Source organism: Tissierella creatinophila DSM 6911, from assembly GCF_001940565.1.
GTDB lineage: Bacteria > Bacillota > Clostridia > Tissierellales > Tissierellaceae > Tissierella_A > Tissierella_A creatinophila.
Window position 1 is genome coordinate 68,862 of record NZ_LTDM01000001.1, and the last position, 22,420, is coordinate 91,281.

At 27.0% G+C, this 22,420-nt stretch carries 18 protein-coding genes; all 18 read left to right on the plus strand.

The genetic code is table 11. The features are described 5' to 3' along the window. The first annotated feature begins 104 nt into the window (after positions 1-104). The 18 genes from spo0A to mutS all read left to right on the plus strand — a co-directional run bounded on the left by spo0A (position 105) and on the right by mutS (position 22,419). The gene (gene spo0A / locus TICRE_RS00375; RefSeq protein WP_075724049.1) at positions 105-911 is read left to right on the plus strand and encodes a sporulation transcription factor Spo0A; all 807 of its coding nucleotides are present in this window, start codon (positions 105-107) and stop codon (positions 909-911) included. A gap of 108 nt (positions 912-1,019) precedes the next feature. Further along, a complete protein-coding gene (locus tag TICRE_RS00380) occupies positions 1,020-1,559 on the plus strand; it encodes an NUDIX hydrolase (RefSeq protein WP_075724050.1) in 540 nt (179 codons plus the stop codon). A 122-nt stretch (positions 1,560-1,681) separates the two neighbouring features. Continuing rightward, positions 1,682-2,257: a stage II sporulation protein M gene (locus tag TICRE_RS13825; RefSeq protein WP_408645634.1), complete on the plus strand. Its 576-nt coding sequence runs from the start codon at positions 1,682-1,684 to the stop codon at positions 2,255-2,257. 52 nt (positions 2,258-2,309) lie between these two features. After that, positions 2,310-3,614: a pyrimidine-nucleoside phosphorylase gene (locus TICRE_RS00390; RefSeq protein WP_075724052.1), complete on the plus strand. Its 1,305-nt coding sequence runs from the start codon at positions 2,310-2,312 to the stop codon at positions 3,612-3,614. A gap of 89 nt (positions 3,615-3,703) precedes the next feature. Next, complete coding sequence (locus TICRE_RS00395) at positions 3,704-4,852, plus strand: D-alanyl-D-alanine carboxypeptidase family protein (RefSeq protein ID WP_075724053.1); 1,149 nt, start codon at positions 3,704-3,706, stop codon at positions 4,850-4,852. Between the two features lie 107 nt (positions 4,853-4,959). Then, entirely contained in the window at positions 4,960-5,715 is a 756-nt protein-coding gene (locus TICRE_RS00400; RefSeq protein WP_075724054.1) for a segregation and condensation protein A, read from the plus strand. 2 nt (positions 5,716-5,717) lie between these two features. Beyond that, positions 5,718-6,263 (plus strand): SMC-Scp complex subunit ScpB, encoded by a 546-nt coding sequence (scpB, locus tag TICRE_RS00405; RefSeq protein WP_075724055.1) that lies wholly within the window; start codon positions 5,718-5,720, stop codon positions 6,261-6,263. 62 nt (positions 6,264-6,325) lie between these two features. Beyond that, the gene (locus TICRE_RS00410) at positions 6,326-7,420 is read left to right on the plus strand and encodes a D-alanyl-D-alanine carboxypeptidase family protein (protein ID WP_075724056.1); all 1,095 of its coding nucleotides are present in this window, start codon (positions 6,326-6,328) and stop codon (positions 7,418-7,420) included. Between the two features lie 59 nt (positions 7,421-7,479). Then, positions 7,480-8,187, plus strand: coding sequence for a pseudouridine synthase (locus tag TICRE_RS00415; protein ID WP_075724057.1), 708 nt, complete (start codon positions 7,480-7,482; stop codon positions 8,185-8,187). Positions 8,188-8,196: 9 nt separating this feature from the next. Beyond that, a complete protein-coding gene (locus tag TICRE_RS00420) occupies positions 8,197-8,769 on the plus strand; it encodes a tRNA (mnm(5)s(2)U34)-methyltransferase (protein WP_075724058.1) in 573 nt (190 codons plus the stop codon). A 99-nt stretch (positions 8,770-8,868) separates the two neighbouring features. Next, the gene (locus tag TICRE_RS00425) at positions 8,869-10,089 is read left to right on the plus strand and encodes a BaiN/RdsA family NAD(P)/FAD-dependent oxidoreductase (RefSeq protein ID WP_075724059.1); all 1,221 of its coding nucleotides are present in this window, start codon (positions 8,869-8,871) and stop codon (positions 10,087-10,089) included. A gap of 144 nt (positions 10,090-10,233) precedes the next feature. Next, positions 10,234-10,911 carry a (d)CMP kinase gene (gene cmk, locus TICRE_RS00430; protein ID WP_075724060.1) on the plus strand — a complete coding sequence of 226 codons (678 nt, stop codon included), beginning with the start codon at positions 10,234-10,236 and terminating at the stop codon, positions 10,909-10,911. Beyond that, on the plus strand, positions 10,901-11,491 hold the full coding sequence (locus tag TICRE_RS00435) for a lysophospholipid acyltransferase family protein (protein ID WP_075724061.1): 591 nt from the start codon (positions 10,901-10,903) through the stop codon (positions 11,489-11,491). Before cmk ends, TICRE_RS00435 begins: the two co-directional genes overlap by 11 nt. A 3-nt stretch (positions 11,492-11,494) precedes the next feature. Further along, positions 11,495-13,468, plus strand: a complete 1,974-nt coding sequence (locus tag TICRE_RS00440; RefSeq protein ID WP_075724062.1) for a bifunctional 4-hydroxy-3-methylbut-2-enyl diphosphate reductase/30S ribosomal protein S1 — start codon at positions 11,495-11,497, stop codon at positions 13,466-13,468. A 151-nt stretch (positions 13,469-13,619) separates the two neighbouring features. Then, complete coding sequence (locus tag TICRE_RS00445) at positions 13,620-14,216, plus strand: MerR family transcriptional regulator (RefSeq protein WP_075724063.1); 597 nt, start codon at positions 13,620-13,622, stop codon at positions 14,214-14,216. A 640-nt stretch (positions 14,217-14,856) separates the two neighbouring features. Next, entirely contained in the window at positions 14,857-18,285 is a 3,429-nt protein-coding gene (locus TICRE_RS00450; RefSeq protein ID WP_198927441.1) for a pyruvate carboxylase, read from the plus strand. A 142-nt stretch (positions 18,286-18,427) separates the two neighbouring features. Continuing rightward, positions 18,428-19,777: a tRNA (N6-isopentenyl adenosine(37)-C2)-methylthiotransferase MiaB gene (miaB, locus tag TICRE_RS00455; protein WP_075724065.1), complete on the plus strand. Its 1,350-nt coding sequence runs from the start codon at positions 18,428-18,430 to the stop codon at positions 19,775-19,777. 20 nt (positions 19,778-19,797) lie between these two features. Continuing rightward, positions 19,798-22,419, plus strand: coding sequence for a DNA mismatch repair protein MutS (mutS, locus tag TICRE_RS00460; RefSeq protein WP_198927439.1), 2,622 nt, complete (start codon positions 19,798-19,800; stop codon positions 22,417-22,419). The last annotated feature ends 1 nt before the right edge of the window (position 22,420 follow it).

Below are 22,420 nucleotides of genomic sequence, written 5' to 3' on the forward strand. Positions count from 1 at the left end.
TCTTGTTTTAAATTTATTTAAAAAAATCATAAATAAAAGAAGGAATTTCAAGTTTAATGTAGAATTACTAATAAAGAAGTATAAATTTCAGGGGGAGATATATAATGAAAAAAGTTAAAGTAGCAATAGCCGATGATAATAGGGAGTTTTGTCAAATAATATCTAGAGTTGTTACAAATGCAGAAGATTTTGAGGTAGTTGGAACTGCAAAAAATGGCATAGAGGCTCTTAGCATAGTTGAAGAAACAAGGCCTGATATCTTAATATTAGACATAATAATGCCACATTTAGATGGATTAGGAGTATTAGAGAAGTTAAATGAAAATTATACAGATTATTTTCCTAAAGTAGTTATTTTATCTGCAGTAGGCCAAGATTCTATAACTCAGAGAGCTATGGAATTAGGGGCTTCATATTATATTATAAAGCCTTTTGATTTTAATATGTTTATTGATAGGCTAAAACAAATAAATAATATGAATCCAAGTAGAGCTCCTAAAAACCAAAATATAGAACTCTCAGAAGAAGACTCCTTGATCAAACAAGAGAAAGGATTGGAAACTAAAATAACTAAAGTAATTCAAGAGATAGGTGTACCTGCACATATTAAAGGATATTTATATTTAAGAGAAGCTATTCATATTGTTATAAATGATATGGATTATTTAGGAGCTATCACAAAAGAATTATATCCTGCCGTAGCATTAAAGTATAATACAACGACTAGTAGAGTAGAAAGGGCAATTCGTCATGCAATAGAAGTTGCATGGAATAGAGGAGATTTAGAGACTTTAGAGAGGATATTTGGATATACTATAAATACTAATAAAGGCAAACCAACTAATAGTGAGTTTATAGCTTTAATAGCTGATAAGCTAAGACTTGAAATGGAGGCATCACCAAGTATATAGATTAAACCATATTTGAAATAGATTTTCTCTTTTTTATTTATATGATATAATGAAGTTTATAGTATTTACATTATAAATTAATAAATAAACTATGGAGGTATTTAATTAATGCTTTATGAAGAAAAAACTATGAAATCTGATAAAGTGTATGAAGGTAAGATTTTAAATTTAAAAGTTGATACAGTAGAGATGCCTGATAAGAAATACTCTAAAAGAGAAATTATAGAACATCCTGGAGGAGTAGCAATAGTAGCTATAACTTCTGAAGGTTCTATGGTTTTAGTAAAGCAATATAGAAAACCTGTAGAAAGCTTTTTAGTTGAAATTCCTGCAGGGAAATTAGAATTAAATGAAGAACCTAGAGAAACAGCAATTAGAGAATTAAAAGAAGAAACAGGCTTAGAATCTGATAAACTTACTTATATATCTGAATTCTATACTTCTCCAGGTTATTCTGATGAAAAAATACACCTATTTCTTGCAGAGGATTTAAGAAAAGTTGAATATATAGCTGAACCAGGTGAGTTTTTAGAGATAATAGAATTACCAATTGATGAATTAACTAAGATGGTAAAAAGAGGAGAAATAGTAGATAGTAAAACCATTATTGGAATATTTATAGCGCAAAAATTAATAGAGGGAAGATAAGAGTAATAAAATCCATTATTTTCTCATACAATGCCTAAAAGAGCTTGTATGAGAAAGGGGATATTAAATTGCTATATAGAAGATTGTTAAAACTTCTAAAAAAACATTTCCAAAACCATTTTATGCTTTATTTTATATTGTTTTGTACTTTTGTATTAGGAAATATATGTGGATCAATTTTTTTAAAGAAAATAAGCTATGATACAAAGATGTCAATATTTACATTTTTTCATCCTTTTTTAAGGAATATAGATATATATACTAAATCTATGACTTTTAGAAACTTATTTTTATATAATTTATTTATATTATTATCTATGATATTCTTAGGTTTATTCAATTTAGGCTATATATTTATTCCTATTATAATTACTTTTATAGGAGCTTCAGTAGGTTTTAGAGTAGGATTTTTAGTTAGCTATTTCAAACTTAAGGGTCTGTGGATAGCTCTTGTAGGAATTTATCCTCAATATTTATTTTTTATCATATCATTTTTAGGTATAGGGTCGTTATCTATGTCTTTATCACAAAACCCTTTTAAATCCTTAAATAATACTAGAATTACAAAAAATATATTTACCAATAGAGAATATTCTCTATTATTTTGCTTTTTCTTAATCTTTTCTTTTTTAGGAATAATTACTGAGATTTCTTGTTCACCTATATTGAAACTTATTTTAAAAGATATGATTTTATAATTTAAAATCTTAAAAACTATATTTAATAATATATAAAAAGGTGGGTAATACAATGAGAATATACGATATTATTAAAAGAAAAAGGGATGGATTAAATTTATCTCCAGATGAAATAGATTATTTTGTAAAGGAATATACTCATGGAAGTATACCAGATTACCAGATATCATCTTTACTTATGGCAATATTTTTAAAAGAAATGAATGATGAAGAAACACTTTTCTTGACAAAAGCGATGGTCGAATCAGGTGAAACTGTTGATTTGTCAAGTATAAAAGGATTAAAAGTAGATAAGCATTCAACCGGTGGTGTAGGAGATAGTGTTACTTTAATATTAGGCCCTATGATAGCTGCATGTGGGGTACCATTTGTGAAGATGTCAGGGCGTGGACTTGGACATACTGGTGGAACTTTAGATAAACTTGAATCTATAGAAGGTTTTCAAACAGATATATCTAAAGAAGAGTTTATAAATAATGCTAATGAAATAGGCATATCTATTTGTAGCCAAACTGCAAACATCACTCCGGCAGATAAAAAACTATATGCTTTAAGAGATGTAACCGCTACGGTAGAGAATATTTCACTTATAGCTAGTAGTATAATGAGTAAAAAGTTAGCAATAAATTCTGATGGAATTATATTAGATGTAAAAGTGGGTAACGGAGCATTTATGAAAAATTTAGATGAAGCAAAACATCTAGCTAAAACTATGGTTAATATAGGGAACAATTATGGAAGAAATACAATGGCTATTGTAACTAATATGGATCAGCCACTAGGAAATGCAATTGGAAACAATCTTGAGGTTAAAGAAGCGATAAATACTCTAAAAGGTAATGGACCAGATGATTTATTTGAATTATGTATTATACTTGGTTCGAAACTTCTAGTTTTAGCTAAAAAAGTTAAAACTGAAAAAGAAGGAAGGGACCTTTTAAAAGAAGTTATAAATTCAGGAAAAGCTTATAATAAGTTTTTAGAATTAGTTAAATATCAACATGGTGATATTCGAGAAATTGAGAATCCGAATTTATTTCCAAAGGCTAAATATATAATAGCAGTAAAATCTAATAAAAAAGGATTTATAAAAGAAATAAATGCAGAAAAAATAGGCAAATGTGCCTTAAGTCTAGGAGCAGGAAGAGAAACATTAGAGAGTAAATTAGACTTATCTGTGGGTATTATGTTAAATAAAAAGATTGATGATGAAGTAGAGTTAGGAGAAGATTTAGCTTATATCCATACAAATGATAAACAAAAAGGTGAATTGGTTAAAAACAAGATATTAGAGATATATAAGATAGGTGAAAAAAACAAGCAAAAACAAACTTTGGTATTTTATGAGATACATTAATAAAATGGATTCAATATAGATTTTTAATTAAGCATATAAATTTGATGTTTGGATACTATAAATATAAATATAGTATTGGAGGTATTTATATGCGAAAAAGATTAATATCCTTTATATTGATAACTATTATGACAATGACTTCAATTGCTTCTTATGCAGAAATAGATATGAAATCCAAATCTTCCTTACTTATGGATTCGAGTTCTGGGAAGATTATTTACGCTAAAAATGAACACGAAAGATTGTTTCCAGCTAGTATTACAAAAATTATGACTTTATTAATTGTAATGGAGTCAATTGAAAATGGAAAAATAACTTTACAGGACGAAGTACAAATTAGCGAACATGCTTCAAAGATGGGAGGTACACAAGTATATTTAGATGCAGGAGAGATGCAAACAGTAGAAAATTTGATTAAAGCTACTTCTATAAGATCAGCAAATGATGCAGCAGTTGCATTATCAGAATATATTTCTGGTTCAGAAGAAAGCTTTGTAAAAGAAATGAATAAAAGAGCTAAAACTTTAAAAATGAAAAACACTAAATTTTCAAACAGTAGTGGATTGCCAATAAAAAATCATTATTCTACAGCATATGATATTGCTATAATGTCTAAGGAACTTTTGAAGTATGAAGGTATTTATAAATATCTATCTACTTATATGGATGAAATAAAGGTAGGAAAATCTAAAACAAGCACTCAGTCAATGGTAAATACTAATAAACTTATTAAGACTTATGATGGAGCAAATGGCGTTAAAACAGGTTTTACAAATGAATCGCTTCATTGTATATCTGCATCGGCCAAACGAGGAGATCTTCAACTTATTGCTGTCGTTTTAGGTGGTGAAACTTCAAAATCAAGATTTGAAGAAGCTAAGAAATTATTAGATTATGGATTTTCAAATTATGAATCAATTACAATAGGAAAAAAAGGTGATTCTATAGCTACTATACCATTAGAAAAGGGTAAAGATGAAAGTGTAGAACTTGTTTTAGAAAGAGACAGTCATATACTGTTTTCTAAGGGTGATAAAGTTAAATTAGAAAAGTCTATAAAGGTACCTGAATATATAGTAGCTCCAGTAGAAGATAATAAGCCTATAGGAAAATTAATTATAAAAGACAAAGAAAAAGTTATAGATGAAATAAATTTAATTGCAGTAGATGACATCGAGAAAGGAAATTTTGTTAATATGTTTAAAAAAGTATCTACAAACTTTCTATTTAACAATTAAATATTATGATCTCAGTTTTGTTAAAAAACTGAGATCATAATATTTTTCATAAAAAATAGAAATAAAAATAGATTTATATATTTTACATAATAAAATTGGAGAAAACTATGGATTACAAAAGTACGGATTATAAAATTACACTTGAATCATTTGAAGGACCTCTAGATTTATTGCTAAATCTTATTAGTAAAACTAAAATTGACATATATGATATACCTATCCATATAATTACTCAACAATATATAGGATACATATATTATATGGAAGAATTAAACCTAGAAATAGCTAGTGATTTTTTGGTTATGGCTTCAACATTATTAGAAATTAAATCTAAAATGCTCTTACCAAAAGAAAAAGTAGTGTTTGATGGGGAAGAATTTGAAATGGATCCTAGAGAAGAGCTTGTGATGAGGATATTAGAATATAAAAAGTTTAAAGAAGCCGCTGATAAACTAAAAGACTTTGAAAAAGAGAAGTCTAAAACCTACTATAAGCTTAAAGAAGATTTATCTATTTATGAAAATGAATCTATAGATTTTAATGAATTTGATTTAGAACTTTTAGTAAAGTCTCTAAACCAAATTCTAACTAAAAGAGGAATAAAAGAAAATAAATTAACAGTGGAAGAAATAAAGAGAGAAGAATATACAATTTCTCAATGTATAGATAATATTTTTAAAAAACTTGAAAAACTAAATAAATTTAGCTTTTATGACTTAATAGGTGAAGAGGCAAATAAAAATGAAGTTATAGCATATTTCTTATCATTATTAGAATTAATAAAAACAAAAAATATAATCGTAAAGCAAGAAGGTGCCTTTTCCAACTTAATAATAGAAAAGGTTATTATAGAGGAGAATTAACAATGGACATTAGAGAAATTAAATCGGTAATTGAAGCTTTATTATTTACTTGGGGAGACCCTTTAGATATAAAAGATATCTCTAAAATAATAAATATTTCTGAAAGAGATGTATCATTTATTATTAAAGATATGATAGATGAATTTGATTACAACAGAAGAGGAATACAAATAATAAAGGTAGGTAATTCATATCAGTTATCTACAAGGGTAGAACACTATGAATGGATAAAAAAACTTAATCCAACAAATGATAAAAAAAATCTTTCTATCGCTGCACTAGAAACTCTTTCTATAATAGCCTACAAACAACCTATTATTAAATCAGATATTGAACATATAAGAGGTGTTAAATCAGATAAAGTAATTGAAACATTAATTCAAAGGAATTTAGTTAGAGAGCTTGGAAGGTTGGAAAAACCAGGAAAACCAATTATATATGGAACTACTAATGAGTTTTTAAGGGCGTTTGGATTAGAAAATTTAGATGATTTACCATTTATACAAAATTTAGAAGAAATAACAGAAATTAAAACTCAAGAAACCTAGTATTTAAGTATTATTCTTATTTAATTTGGAATGATAATATAAAATGATTAGGAGATGTTAAAATGAAAAAAAGACTAATTAGTTTATTTATCGTAAGCTTTTTTATAATAAGTGGTAACTTTACAAATGCTGAAGGTTTAAGTTTAAGTGGTAATAACTATATACTTATGGATGCTAATTCAGGCAGAGTTATAATAGAAAAAAATTCTAATGAAAAGATGGCTATGGCAAGCACTACTAAAATAATGACTGCTTTAATAGCACTTGAAGAAGGTAATTTAAAAGATAAAATAACTATAGATGATAGAAGTATAGACATAGAAGGTTCTAGTATATATTTAAAAAAGAATGAAGTTTTAAGTTTAAAAGATTTATTATATGGACTTATGCTTAGATCAGGCAATGATTCTTCTATAGCTATAGCAAATCATATAGGAAAAGATGTAGATGATTTTGTAAATAAAATGAACTCCAAAGCTAAGTCAATCGGTGCACTCAATACTAATTTTGAAAATCCACATGGATTAAGTGAAAAAAATCATTATTCAACAGCATACGACTTAGCACTTATTACTAAAGAAGCATTGAAGAATGAACATTTTAAACAAATATTTAAAAGTAAAATTTATAATGCTAATAGAGAAAAAAATGGTTATTTTGTAAATAAAAATAAAACTCTTTGGGAATATGAAGGTGGAAATGGAGGAAAGACAGGATATACAACTAGTTCTGGAAGATGTTTGGTTTCTACTGCTCAGAGAAATGGTATGAATCTAATAGCCGTAAGTCTAGGTGCTAGTGATTGGTTTAATGATAATTATAAATTAATGGATTATGGGTTTGAAAATTTCAAACCATATATTATATATGATAATAATCAATTAATTAAAAAGATAGATATAGAAGATGGAAATAAAACAATATATGCATTAGCAAATAATGAATTCGTATATCCACTTTCAGATGAAGAAAGAAAGGATATAAAAATAAAATTAGAAATAGATAAAAATATAAAAACTCCGATTGAAAAAGGTCAAAAAATAGGTGTGATAGAAACGTATTTAGAAGGGGTATTAATTAAAAAAGAAAATGTAATATCTAAAGATATAGTCAAAAAAGATAATATTATACAAAAAATTTTAGAAGAAATAAAATAAAAGATAAGCATATTAGAAGAAATAAAATAAAAGATAAGCATAAATGAAAGGGGAATAAAATGAGACTTCAAAAATACATGGCACAATGTGGTGTAGCATCAAGAAGAAAATCTGAAAAGATGATAGAGGAAGGGATTGTAAAATTAAATAATAAAATAGTAACAGAACAAGGAATTGATATAGATCCTAATAAGGATATTGTAATGGTCAATAACAAGGTAATTAAACTAGAAGAAAATAAAATTTATATTATTTTAAATAAGCCTCTCGGTTACGTAACTACTATGGATGATGAAAAAGATAGAAAAATAGTAACAGATCTTATAGAGGATGTAAACGAGAGGATATATCCTATCGGGAGACTTGATATGGATACAAGTGGGCTTCTTTTACTTACAAATGATGGCAAAGTTACTAACAAAATAACTCATCCACGAAATGAAATTGTCAAAAAATATATTGCTATAGTTGAAGGTACTCCCAATAAGGGAGAGTTAACAAGATTTAGAAGTGGAGTTATAATTGACGGTAAAAAAACTTCACCAGCTAAGATGAAAATTATAAAAAACTATGAAACAGAGTCTATATTAGAAATAGAAATAAATGAAGGTAGAAACAGACAAATAAGAAAGATGTGTGAAGCTATAAATCATCCTATTAAAAAGTTAAAGAGAATATCTATTGGAGAAATTCAACTTGGTGGACTTGAAGTTGGAGAATGGAGATATTTAGATGAAGAAGAAATGAATTATATTAAATCATTGTAAGGAGGACAAATGCAATATAAAATATTAAATAATACTGTTTCAATTACAAAATCATATATAAAAAGCTATATAAAACAAGGACAAGTTGTTTTGGATGCTACTGTAGGCAATGGAAAAGATACAGTTTTAATGGCTAATATGGTAGGAGATAGTGGTAAGGTTTATGGATTTGATATACAAGAAATAGCTATAGAAAAGACTCGAGAACTTTTAAAAGAAAATAATCTTATAGAAAGAGCTATTCTTATAAAAGATAGCCATGAAAATCTAAATAAATATATTTCACTTAAATTAGATTTTATAATATATAATTTAGGATATCTGCCAAATGGAGATAAAAGTATAGTTACAAAATCTACTTCAACTATAAAAAGTTTGAAAAGTTCTTTAAATTTACTAAATTACAATGGATTATTGCTTATAAATTCATATATAGGTCATGTTGGAGGACTAGAAGAAAATATTCAAATAGAAAACTTATTAAAAGATTTAAATCAAAAAGAATTTAATGTATTAAAACATACTTTTATAAATCAAAAAAATAATCCTCCTATATTATATATAGTTGAAAAATCTTCATAATTTAAAATCTAAATTAGTATGTTTTATTTAAGAGAGTATATATTTATCATAAAAAATCTTATCATATATGATAACAATATTAAAAACAAAGGAGATTACATGAAGAAAAAAATAGGTGTTATAGGAGCAGGGCCTGCAGGAATTATAGCTTCAGGTATAGCTTCTTCCAGTGAAAATCAAGTTTATTTAATAGAAAAAAACAATAAAATAGGTAAGAAATTATATATAACAGGTAAAGGTAGATGTAATGTAAGTAATGATTTACCAATTGAAGATTTTTTTAATTTTATAGTTTCTAACAAAAATTTTCTATACAGTAGTCTATATTCTTTTACAAATGAAAATCTAATCGAACTATTAAATAAATATGGTGTAAAGACAAAAGTTGAAAGAGGAAATAGAATTTTTCCAAATAGCGATAAATCAAGTGATATATTAAAAGCACTGACTAAATTCATAGAAGAACAAAATGTAAATGTACTTTTAAACACTAAAGTTAAAAAAATTATAAATAAAGACAATAAATTTAATATAATTACTGAAAAAGAAACTTTAGAGTTTGATAAACTTATATTAGCCACAGGGGGAGTGAGTTACCCACTAACTGGTTCTACTGGGGATGGATTGAACTTCGCTAAAGAGCTTGGACATTCTGTGACAGAACTAAGACCTTCTTTAGTACCAATAGAGATAAAAGAGTCTTTTATTAAAGATTTACAAGGAGTATCCTTAAAAAATGTAACATTAAAATCATTTAGTGGAAAAAAACAAATCTATGAGAGTTTTGGAGAAATGATATTTACCCATTTTGGGATATCTGGACCTATAGTACTTTCTAGTAGTTCTTATATAAATAAATATCAATCAAAAGATTTAAGATTTGAAATTGATTTTAAGCCTGCTTTAAATAACAAGCAATTAGATGAGAGAATTTTAAAAGATTTTGAAATATATAATAACAAACAATTCAAAAATGCTTTAAATGATTTACTACCACAAAGAATTATACCTATAATTATATCAAATTCAAATATTGAAGGAGAAAAAACAGTCAATCAAATAACAAAACTTGAAAGAGAAAACTTAGTAAAAGCTATTAAAGGCATGCCTTTAACATTTAAGAAGTTAAGACCTATAGAAGAAGCCATAATTACAAGTGGAGGAATAAATATTAAAGAAATAAACCCTTCTACTATGGAATCTCTTATTGTAAAAAATCTTTTTTTCGCTGGAGAAATTATAGATGTGGATGCTTTAACTGGTGGATTCAATTTACAAATAGCATTTTCGACAGGGTTCTTAGCTGGAAATAATGTTTAAAAATACAAACACTAATTTAAAACTTAATATCCTTGTATACTAAGGATATTTAATATATAATTAATAGAGATATAATGATAACTAGAGTGAGGAATAGAGTCTTGGTAATTATATTGGACAATTTATAGATATTAGGAGGACTTTATGCAAAATGAGTGTTATTCTATTGCAATAGATGGACCAGCAAGTTCAGGAAAAAGTACGATAGCTAAAGAAGTATCTAAAATCTTAAATATGGAATATATAGATACAGGTGCTATGTATAGAGCTTTAACATGGAAAGTATTAGAAAATAATCTTGATCCTAAAGATAAAAAACTAGTATTGAAACTATTAGAAACTACTAATATTGACTTTAAAGATGGAAATATTTATTTAGATGGTAAAGTTATAAATGATGAAATAAGACTTAATTATGTAAGTCAAAGTGTTTCGTATATAGCTATAATTCCTGAAGTTAGACAAAAAATGGTTGAATTACAACAAAATATGGCAAGATGTAAAAATATAGTGATGGATGGAAGAGATATTGGTACAGTTGTACTAACGAATGCTAAATACAAATTCTTTTTAACAGCTACTATAGAAGAAAGGGCTCTTAGAAGGTATAAAGAGTTAAATCAAAATGGAGATAAAGAAATAAATCTCAAAGTACTTGAAGAAGATATTAGAAAAAGAGATAAAATAGATAGTAATAGAGAAGCTGATCCCTTAAAGCAAGCTGAAGATGCAATACTAATAGATACTACTGAAAAAAGTATAAAAGAAGTAGTAGATGCAATTGTATTGTGTGTAAAGGGAGGGAATACTGTTGCTTTATGATATATTAGTAAATATAGCTTACATTTTATTTAGTGTAATATTTCGTTTCAAAGTAATTGGTAAAGAAAATATCCCTTTGGATGGAAAGTTAATTGTATGTTCTAATCATAAAAACAATTTAGATCCCGTTATAATATCTATATTTTTTTCTCGTCAAATATGTTGGATGGCTAAAAAAGAAATTTTTAATAATAAACTAATAAATTTCATAGCAAGAAAAGTAGGTGCTTTTCCAGTAAATAGAGATGAAGTAGATATAGGGGCAGTTAAAAATGCATTAAAAATTCTAAAAGAAGATAGAGTTTTAGGAATTTTTCCAGAAGGGACAAGAGTTAAAAAAATGGATTTAAACAATGCAAAATCAGGGGTATCATTACTTGCCATAAAATCTAAATCTCCAGTTTTACCTATATATATAGAAAGTAATTATAAGTTATTTAGTAAAATTATAATTCATATAGGTGAACCTCTATATCTATATAAAGATATAGAAGGTAAATTAACTCCAGAACAGTATAGTGACTTAAGTAAACATATTTTATCTCAAATATATAGTTTAAAATATGAAGGAGGTAAATAATTATTGAATATTATTATAGCAGAGCATGCAGGATTTTGCTTTGGGGTTAAAAGAGCCATAGATAAAACAGAAAATGCATTAAAAGTAAATAAAGGATGCTTATATTCTTATGGCCCTCTAATTCATAATCCACAAGTAGTTGATGAATTAGAAAATAGAGGTTTAAAACAGATTCAAAATATAAAAGATATTCCAAATGGTAATATTGTAATTAGAGCCCATGGAATTACTAAACCAGAAATTCAAAAAATGGAAGAATTAAATATAAATATAATAGATGGAACTTGTCCTTACGTAAAGTCAGTTCATAAAAGAGTAGAGGAGTATATGAATAAAGGGTATAATATAGTTATAATAGGAGATAAAAATCATCCAGAAGTAGTAGGTATAAATGGTTGGTGTTCTAATGGTGCTTTTATAGTAAATAATGTAGAAGATATAAAGAAGATGCCTGAATTAGATAAAATATGTATAGTATCCCAAACTACTAATACTTATGAACAATTTTATAAATTATCTGAAGAAGTAAAAAAGAAAGGACAAGTAGTAGAAGTTTTTAATACTATCTGTTTAGCTACTAAAAATAGACAAATAGCTACTATGGAATTGGCAAAGGAAGTAGATGCTATGATAGTAATAGGGGGTTATGAGAGTTCTAATACTTTAAAACTTAAGGAAATAAGTGAAAAATTTTGTAAGAATGTATTTCATATAGAGAGAATTAATGAATTACCTTTACAAAGTATATCTAAATTTAATACAATAGGAGTAACAGCAGGTGCTTCTACACCTGATTGGATAATTAAGGAGGCTATTTATACAATGGATAATTTTAATGATAATGAAATGATGGAAGCAATTGAAAATTCTTTTACTAGAATTCATAAAGGCGAAATAGTAACAGGTGAAGTAATATTTGTAACTTCTAATGAAGTTATGGTAAATATTAATTATAAATCTGATGGTATAATAAGTAAAGATGAACTATCTAATGATACAAATGTCAATCCTAAAGATCTTTTTAAAGAAGGAGATAAAATAGACGTTTACATTCTTAAAGCAGATGATGGAGAAGGTAATGTTGTATTATCTTATAAAAGAGTAGGAAATATTAAAAACATGGACATACTTGAAGAATACTTTAATAGTGGTAAAATAATAGAAGGTAAAGTTTTAAGGGCGGTTAAAGGCGGTCTTATAGTATCAGTAGAAGGAATAGAAGCTTTCATGCCTGCTTCTTTAATATCAGTAAGTTTTGTTAAAGATATGGAAAAATATAAAGATACAGTAATACAGGCAAAAATTGTTGATTTTGATAAGAAAAAGAGAAGAATTATATTGAGTAGAAAAGAAATTGAAAAAGAAGAATTAGAAGTTCAAAGGGAAGAAACTTGGTCTAAACTCAAAATAGGAGAAAATATAGAAGGAATAGTACAAAGGCTTACTGACTTTGGTGCATTTGTAGATTTGGGTGGGGTAGATGGTCTAATCCATATATCAGATCTATCTTGGAATAGGGTAAAACATCCCTCAAGTATATTAAATCCTGGAGATAAAGTAGAAGTTGAAATTTTAGACTTAAATAAAGAAAAAAACAGAATCTCTTTAGGGCTAAAACAAACTATTCCTAAACCTTGGGATGAATTTGAAAAGAATATAAGCTTAGGAGATGTTGTAGAGGGTAAGGTAGTAAATATTTTAGCATTTGGAGCGTTTGTAAGATTAAATGAAGGCGTTGATGGACTTCTTCATATTTCTCAAATATCTAAAGATCATATAGAGAGTCCTTCTGAAATTTTAAAAGTAGGAGAGACTGTAAAAGTTAAGGTTATAGATATAGATCTAGAAGAAAAAAGAATTAGTCTTAGCATAAAAGAAATTGAGAAAGAAGAAAAAGAAGAAGAATCTTTAAGCCAAAATAAAATCACTGAAGAAGAAAATGAACCTACTATTGGTGATATAATAAATAATAAATAATAAAATTTAAAATTAATAGTACTAAAAAATTAGTACTATTAATTTTAAATCAAAAAAATAAAAAAAGTTTATAGTTGTTTTAATTTTTACAGGGGTTATTTATCTTTAATCGAAAACTATTTATAGTTAAGTATTAAAGAGGGGGTAAATTATGTTAGATCACAATATAGAATATACAATATCTGAAGCTTCAGATATTACAGGATATGCTCCTCATGTTTTAAGATATTATGAAAAAGAATTTGAAATAGAAATACCAAGAAAAGACTCTAATCATAGATACTATACTTATAAAGAAATTGAACTTATTCAATATATTAAAGGGTTGAAAGATAAAGGCTTTGGCAACAAACAAATAAAACTAATAATAAATTCTCCTGAAACTATTATGAATCATGAAGATAATTCAATAGAGATAGTTAAAGAAGAGGATAACACATTAGTTCCTTCAGAAATAGCTATAAAGATTTCTGAGGTTTTAGAAGATAGATTTTTTGAACGGTTAGAAGAATATCTTTATCTAGAAAATCAAGATACATCTGATTTAATATCTGACTTAAAAGAAGAAATTATTTTACTTAGAAATGAAATAAATTTAAAAGAAAGAGATGTTTTGATTTGCGAAAATGCTAAACTTAAGATGAAATATCAAGAACAAATAAACGAAAATAATAAATTAAAAGAAGAACTTATAAGATATAAGGAGCAAAGTATTTTTAAAAAAATATTTGGGACTAAAGTTAAATAATAATAAAAAAGAGCCTTTATTGGCTCTTTTTTGATATATATCTTAATATTTATTAAGATAATAATGTATATTTTAATAAGTTTATAATTTATAAGTTGACAAATGCAATGTATTGTGCTAAAATTATGAAAATTCGATAAAAATCTTCATTGTTTTTATGGTAATATAAACATTATAATTAGGATATATAAACAGAAATTGTAAGTCTTTAAAATACTATAAAAAATTTGTTTATAAAGATATACATATAATATTATATTTATAGAACTATGTTAAATAAATTTAATATTACCATTATAATGATTGATTTTATTAGGAACCTATTTATTTAATTATTATCTAAGATAAGAATAGGTTTATATTTTATATCTTTAAATATCTAATTTTATTAGGTGTTTCTTTTTTTTAAAATTTTATAAGGAGGAATTTCAAATGATTACTAAATTAGTCAATTTATACAAATATTAGATTAGATAAAATATAAAATATTTTAATATTAAAAAACAAACAAGAAAACTCTTGATTTAATAAAAAAATTTTAAAAAAGAGTTTACAGTATCATTAATTAAATATACAATATAAGGAATACTTTGATGAATTAGTGTGTAATATAGCATATATTTTCGGAGGTGTAACTATGATAAATAAATTTAAAAAGATATTGGTTGCAAATAGAGGTGAAATTGCAATAAGAATATTTAGAGCTTGCAGTGAACTTGGTATAAGAACGGTAGCTATTTATTCAGAAGAAGATAAAAGTTCCCTGTTTCGTACAAAAGCAGATGAATCCTATCTAATAGGTAAAAATAAAGGTCCCCTTGAGGCTTATTTAAGTATAGAGGAGATAATCAAAATAGCACTTAAAAAGGGTGTAGATGCTATACATCCTGGGTATGGATTCTTATCTGAAAATCCTGAACTTGGAAGGAAATGTAGGGAGGTTGGAATAGAGTTAATAGGTCCTACTCCTGAGATGATGGAAAAATTAGGGGACAAAATAAAATCTAAGAAAGTAGCAAGTAGTGTAGGGGTAAACATAATACCAGGTATAGATAGATCCGTAACTAGTGAAGCAGAAGCAAAAGAATTTGCTGCTTTTAGCGGATACCCAATTATGTTGAAAGCTGCCGCTGGTGGTGGTGGTCGTGGAATGAGAATAGTAAGACAAGAAGAAGATTTAATAAGAGAATATTATAGTGCTAAAAATGAGGCGAAAAAGGCATTTGGGATAGAAGATGTTTTTATAGAGAAATACATTGAAGAACCAAAGCACATTGAAGTTCAAATACTTGGAGATAAATATGGAAATATAGTGCATCTATTTGAAAGGGATTGTTCAATACAAAGAAGACATCAAAAGGTAATAGAGTATACTCCGGCCTTTTCAATTACAGATGAACAGAGAAAAAACATATGTGATGACGCGGTTAAGATAGTAAAAGCAGTCAATTATATGAATGCAGGAACTGTAGAATTTTTATTAGATAAACATGGAAACCATTTCTTTATAGAAGTAAATCCAAGAATACAAGTAGAACATACTGTAACAGAAATGGTTACAGGAATAGATATTGTTCAAACGCAAATTCTTATTGCTGAAGGATATAGATTGGATTCAGAACAAATTGGTATTAAAAGTCAAGATGATATAAGAGTTAATGGATATTCTATTCAATGTAGAGTAACTACAGAAGATCCTCAAAACAATTTTGCTCCTGATACAGGTAATATAGATATCTATAGAACAAGCTCAGGATTTGGAATTAGATTAGATGGCGGAAATGGATTTACTGGTGGAACTATAAGCCCTTATTACGATAGCCTTTTAGTAAAAGTTACTTCATGGGCAAGGACATTTGATGATGCATCTAGAAAAGTTGCTAGAGCCTTAAAAGAGATGAAAATAAGAGGGGTTAAAACCAATCTACCATTTCTTATAAATGTGCTAAATCATCCTGATTTTCTCAATGGGCAATGTAATACCGGCTTTATCACCTCCAATGAAGAATTATTTGATATAACTGCAAAAAAAGATATTGAACTTAAAGTCTTAAATTACATTGGAGAAAAGGTAATTAACAAAACTAAAGGCAATAAACCAGAATTTGATTTACCAAGAATCCCAACGGTAGAAAGACCTGCACAACAAAGAGGAACAAAGCAGATATTAGATGAGAATGGTCCAGAAGGTCTTATTAAATGGATAAAAGATAAAAAAGGACTTTTAATTACTGATACTACTCTTAGGGATGCTCACCAATCACTTATGGCAACTAGAATGAGAACTACTGATATGTTTGATATTTCAAAAGCTATTTCCGTAATGGGAAATGATATCTTCTCACTTGAAATGTGGGGTGGGGCAACATTTGATGTAGCTTATAGATTTTTAAATGAATCTCCATGGGAACGTTTAGAAATTCTTAGAAAAAAAATACCTAATATATTATTTCAAATGTTAATTAGAGGATCAAACGCAGTTGGATATAAAAATTATCCGGATAATGTAGTTAGAGAATTTGTACAACAATCAGCTAAGAGTGGAATAGATATATTTAGGATATTTGATTCATTAAACTATCTTGAAGGAATGAAAGTAGCTATAGATGAAGTTTTAAAAACAGGGAAAGTAGCAGAAACTTGTATTTGTTATACTGGGGATATATTGGATAAAAATAAGACCAAATATACATTAGATTATTATATTGAGACTGCTAAAGAATTAGAAAAAACTGGGGCACATATATTAGGTATAAAAGATATGTCTTCTTTATTAAAACCAGAAGCAGCTTATAAATTAATAAATGAATTAAAAAAAGAAATAAAGATTCCAATTCACCTTCATACTCACGATACAAGTGGAAATGGGATAGCGACAGTTTTAATGGCTACTCTTGCAGGCGTAGACATAGTAGATGCTGCATTTAACAGTATGTCAGGGCTTACAAGCCAACCTGCTTTAAACTCTGTTGTAGCAGCTCTTGAACATACAGATAGAAGTACTGGTCTTGATTTAGATAATCTTCAACTTATTTCAGATTATTGGAGTGATATAAGACCGATATATTCTGAATTTGAATCAGAGCTTAAATCTGGAACAGCAGAAATATATAAATATGAAATACCTGGAGGACAGTACTCAAATTTAAAACCTCAAGTTGAAAGTTTTGGATTAGGACACAGATTTGGTGAAGTAAAAGAAATGTATAAAACAGTAAATGAGATGTTAGGTGATATCATAAAGGTAACTCCTACGTCTAAGGTAGTAGGAGACTTAGCTATATTTATGGTTCAAAATGATTTAAATAAAGAGAATATATATGAAAAAGCAAAAGATATGGCTTTCCCAGATAGTGTAGATTCATATTTTATGGGAATGATGGGTCAACCTACAGGAGGATTCCCGGAAAAACTTCAAAAGCTAGTTTTAAAAGGCAAAGAACCTATTACTTGTAGAGCAGGAGAACTGTTAGAAGATGAAGACCTTTCAAAGATATCTAAATATCTAGATGAAAAATATAATATAAAATCAGATATGAAAGATGTACTTTCATATGCTTTATATCCAAAGGTATTTGAAGATTACCTAAAATATAAAGAAGAACATGGAGATCTAACTAGAATGAAAAGTGATATATTTTTCCATGGACTAAGAGAGGGAGAAATAGGAGAAGTAGAAATAGAAGATGGAAAAATACTTGTAATAAAGTTAGTTGAAATAGGCAGGATAGACGATAAAGGATATAGAACACTTTACTTTGAAGTAAATGATAGTAGAAGATCGATAAAAGTACTGGATAAAGCAAGTAATGTAGTAAACACGAGTATAGAAATTCAAATGGCAGATCTGGATGATAAGAAAGATATAGGTTCAAGTATACCTGGTACTGTCGCTAAGATTTTGATAAAAGCTGGAGATAATGTAGAAAAAAATCAATTAGTGGCTGTAATTGAAGCGATGAAAATGGAAACTCAAATCACATCTTCTGTTGAAGGGGTTATAAAATCTATTAGTGTTAAAGAAGGAGATAGAATTGAAGCAGGTCAACTATTAATTAGATTAGAGTAAATAGCCCATATAATAAAATATGAATTTTATTATTAATTAAATAAATAAAACCATATTAAAAGACCAGAATACTCTTCTGGTCTTTTAATATGGTTAAAGGTTTGATATAATAGATTAGATAAAGAGAAGTAGGAGGAAAAAAATGAAACAAAATAATAATAATAATACAGATAAAATAAAAAAATATATTGTACAAACCTATGGTTGTCAAATGAATGAGCATGACTCAGAAAAGATTTCTTGGATATTAGAGGCAATGGGGTATGTACTAACAGATGATATAAAAGAATGTGATTTAATAATATATAATACATGTGCCGTAAGGAAATCAGCTGAAGATAAAGTGTTTGGAAAATTAGGTGAATTAAAACAAGAAAAAAGGAAAAATCCAGATTTAATTTTAGCCGTATGTGGTTGTATGATGCAAAGGCAAGAGGTAGTTGATATAATAACTTCTAAATATAGACAGGTTGATATCATATTTGGAACTAATAATATTCACAAGCTTCCTGAGCTTGTAAATACTCATTTGAATACTGGTAAAACCATTATAGATATAGTAGAGGATACTAAACAAATAAATGAAAATATAGATGCTAATAGAAAATATGATTTTAAGGCTTTTGTAAATATAATGCATGGGTGTAATAATTTTTGTACTTATTGTATAGTTCCTTTTACAAGAGGTAGAGAAGTAAGTAGAGCTCCTCAAAATATATTAGAGGAAATAAAAGGATTGGCAGATAATGGATGTAAAGAAGTTACTCTTTTAGGACAAAATGTTAATTCTTATGGCAAAACATTAGAGAAAAAATATAGCTTTCCAGATTTATTAAGAGATATAAATCAAATAGATGGAATAGAAAGAATTAGATTTATGACATCACATCCTAAAGATATTTCTGATGAACTTATAGATTCTTATGGAAAATTAGATAAATTATGCAATCATCTTCATTTGCCAGTTCAATCTGGTAGCAATAAAGTTTTAAACCTTATGAATAGAAAATATACGAAAGAAGATTATTTAAATGTTATTGACAAGATAAGAAAGATAAATCCAGATATAAGTATTACTACAGATATAATAGTAGGTTTTCCTGGAGAGAAGGAAGAGGATTTTGAAGAAACTTTAAATCTTGTTAAAAAAGTAAAATTTGATTCAGCATATACTTTTCTTTATTCAATTCGAGAGGGAACACCTGCAGCTAAAATGGAAGATCAAATTCCTGATAAAATAAAACATAATAGATTCCAAAAACTATTGGATGTACTACATGAAATAGGATTAAAAGAAAATGAAAGTCTGCTAAACAAAGAAGTTTCAGTTTTAGTAGAAGAGATTAGTAAAAATCATGAAGATACATTAAGTGGTAGAACTTCAAGTGGTAAACTTGTACACTTTAAGGGTAGTAAGAGGTTAATAGGGAATATAGTAAATGTTAAGGTTGATAATGTTAATACTTTTACTTTAGAAGGAACAGTAATTTAAATAGCAATGGAGGTTACATTTTGAAAGAATTAACACCCATGATGAAACAATATATGGAAGTGAAAGAAAAACATCCTGATTCTATACTTTTTTTTAGACTTGGAGATTTTTACGAGATGTTTTTTGAAGATGCTCTGACAGCGTCAAGAGAATTAGAGATTACTTTAACACAAAGGGATTGCGGAATGAATGAAAAGGCTCCTATGTGCGGAGTTCCACATCATGTTGCTGAAGTTTATATAGGAAGACTTGTAGAAAAAGGGTATAAAGTTGCTATATGTGAACAGTTAGAAGATCCTTCTGTAGCAAAAGGGATAGTAAAAAGAGATGTAGTGAGAGTAGTAACACCTGGAACTATTACTGATACTAATATACTAGATGAAAAGACTAATAATTTTTTAGCATCTATATTTATTGATAATACTGGGGTTGGATTAAGTTATGTTGACAATTCAACGGGAGAGATGTATACTACTGAATTTTTAAACAGAGATGAAGAGAAATGTTATAAATTTATTATAGATGAACTTGGTAAAATTTCACCTTCTGAAATAATTTGTAATGAAAATCTATTTTCAAACAATAAATATATTAAAATAATTAAAAATAATTTAAATCCGTTTTTTAACATTTATAAGGATACAAATATTGAATATGAAGATTTAAAAAGCTTGATAACTAAACTATTTAATAAATCATTAGATAATTTAACTATAGAAAAAAGAATATATTCTATAATTTCTACTGCTAAACTTATAGATTATCTAAATGAAACTCAAAAGCATGCTTTAAACCATATAAATAATTTGTTTTTTTATGAAGCTAAAGATTATATGATATTAGATATAAATACTAGGATTAATTTAGAAATTCACGAGACAATACTTTCTAGGCAAAAAAAGGGTGCTTTAATTTATATATTAGATAAAACAAATACTTCAATGGGAGGAAGATTACTTAAAAAATGGTTAGAAGAACCATTATTAAGTATAGTAGAAATTAATAAAAGACTTGATATGGTACAATATTTTTTTGAAAATATACCAATCCTAGAAAAACTTAGAGAATTATTAAAACAAGTTTATGATTTAGAAAGACTCTCGGGTAAAATTTCTAATGGTAGTTGCAATGGTAGAGATCTTATAGCTTTAAAAAATTCTTTAGAGATACTACCTTTATTAAAAGAGATATTGGTAGATACTGGTGATGATAATCTAGTGAGAATAGGTGAAAAATTGGATGATTTAAATGATATATTTATTCTTATAAATAAATCTATTAAAGATAACCCTCCTATTGCAATAAAAGAAGGAGATCTAATTAAAGCTGGATTTGATGCAAATTTAGATAGAGTTAGAGAAGCAAATGTTAAAGGAAAAGAATGGCTAGCTAATTTAGAAGCAAAAGAGAAACAGAAAACGAGTATTAAAAACTTGAAAATAGGTTATAACAAAGTATCTGGATATTATTTTGAGATTACTAAATCTAACATCTCTCAAGTCCCAGATTATTTTATAAGAAAACAAACTTTAAAAAATGCTGAAAGATATTTTACTGAAGAATTAAAAGAAATGGAAGAAACAATTCTTAATGCTAAAGATGAGTCTTTGAAATTAGAATATAAAATATTTCAAGCAATTAGAGAAAAGATAAAAAACGAAATTCCTAGGATACAAACATCTAGTAAAGTAGTTTCTTTAATTGATGTAGCAACCTCTTTGAGTAAAATCTCTTACGAAAATAATTATACTAGACCTAAATTAAACAATAAAGGGTATATTAATATCAAAGATGGACGACATCCAGTAGTAGAATCTTTAATAGAAGGCAATCTATTTATACCTAATGATACCTATTTAGATAAAGATAAGGATATGGTTCATATAATTACAGGGCCTAATATGGCTGGTAAATCTACCTATATGCGACAAGTAGCTATCATAATCTTGATGGCTCAAATAGGTTGTTTTGTACCAGCAATGGAAGCAAATATATCTATAGTAGATAGGATTTTTACAAGAATTGGAGCTGCAGATAACCTTTCTAAGGGAGATAGTACTTTTATGGTAGAGATGAATGAAGTATCTAATATCATAAAAAATGCTACAGAAAATAGTCTAATAATATTAGATGAAGTTGGTAGAGGCACTAGTACCTATGATGGGCTTAGTATAGCTTGGGCGGTAGTAGAGCATATTACTAATAATATAAATGCTAAAACTTTATTTGCTACTCATTATCATGAATTAACTCAACTTCAAGATAAGTTTAGTAAAATAAAAAATCTTACCATGTCAGCAAAAGAAAATGGTGAAGAAATAATATTTTTAAGAAAGATAATAAAAGGAAGTACAAATAAGAGTTATGGAATTCAAGTAGCAAGACTTGCTGGTGTTGATAAAGATATAATAGATAAAGCTAATGAAATTCTTAATACGATAGAGATGTCACACGAAATCAATATTACTAGAGTTTTAAGTGAATCTAAACAAGAAAAAAAGCAATTAGATTTAATGGATTATAAAAAGGAATATTATATAAATGAAATTAGAAATATAAATATAAATGAATTAACTCCACTAGAATCATTAAATATATTGAGTAAATTAATTAAAGAGGCTAAAACTTTAGAGGAGAATTAAA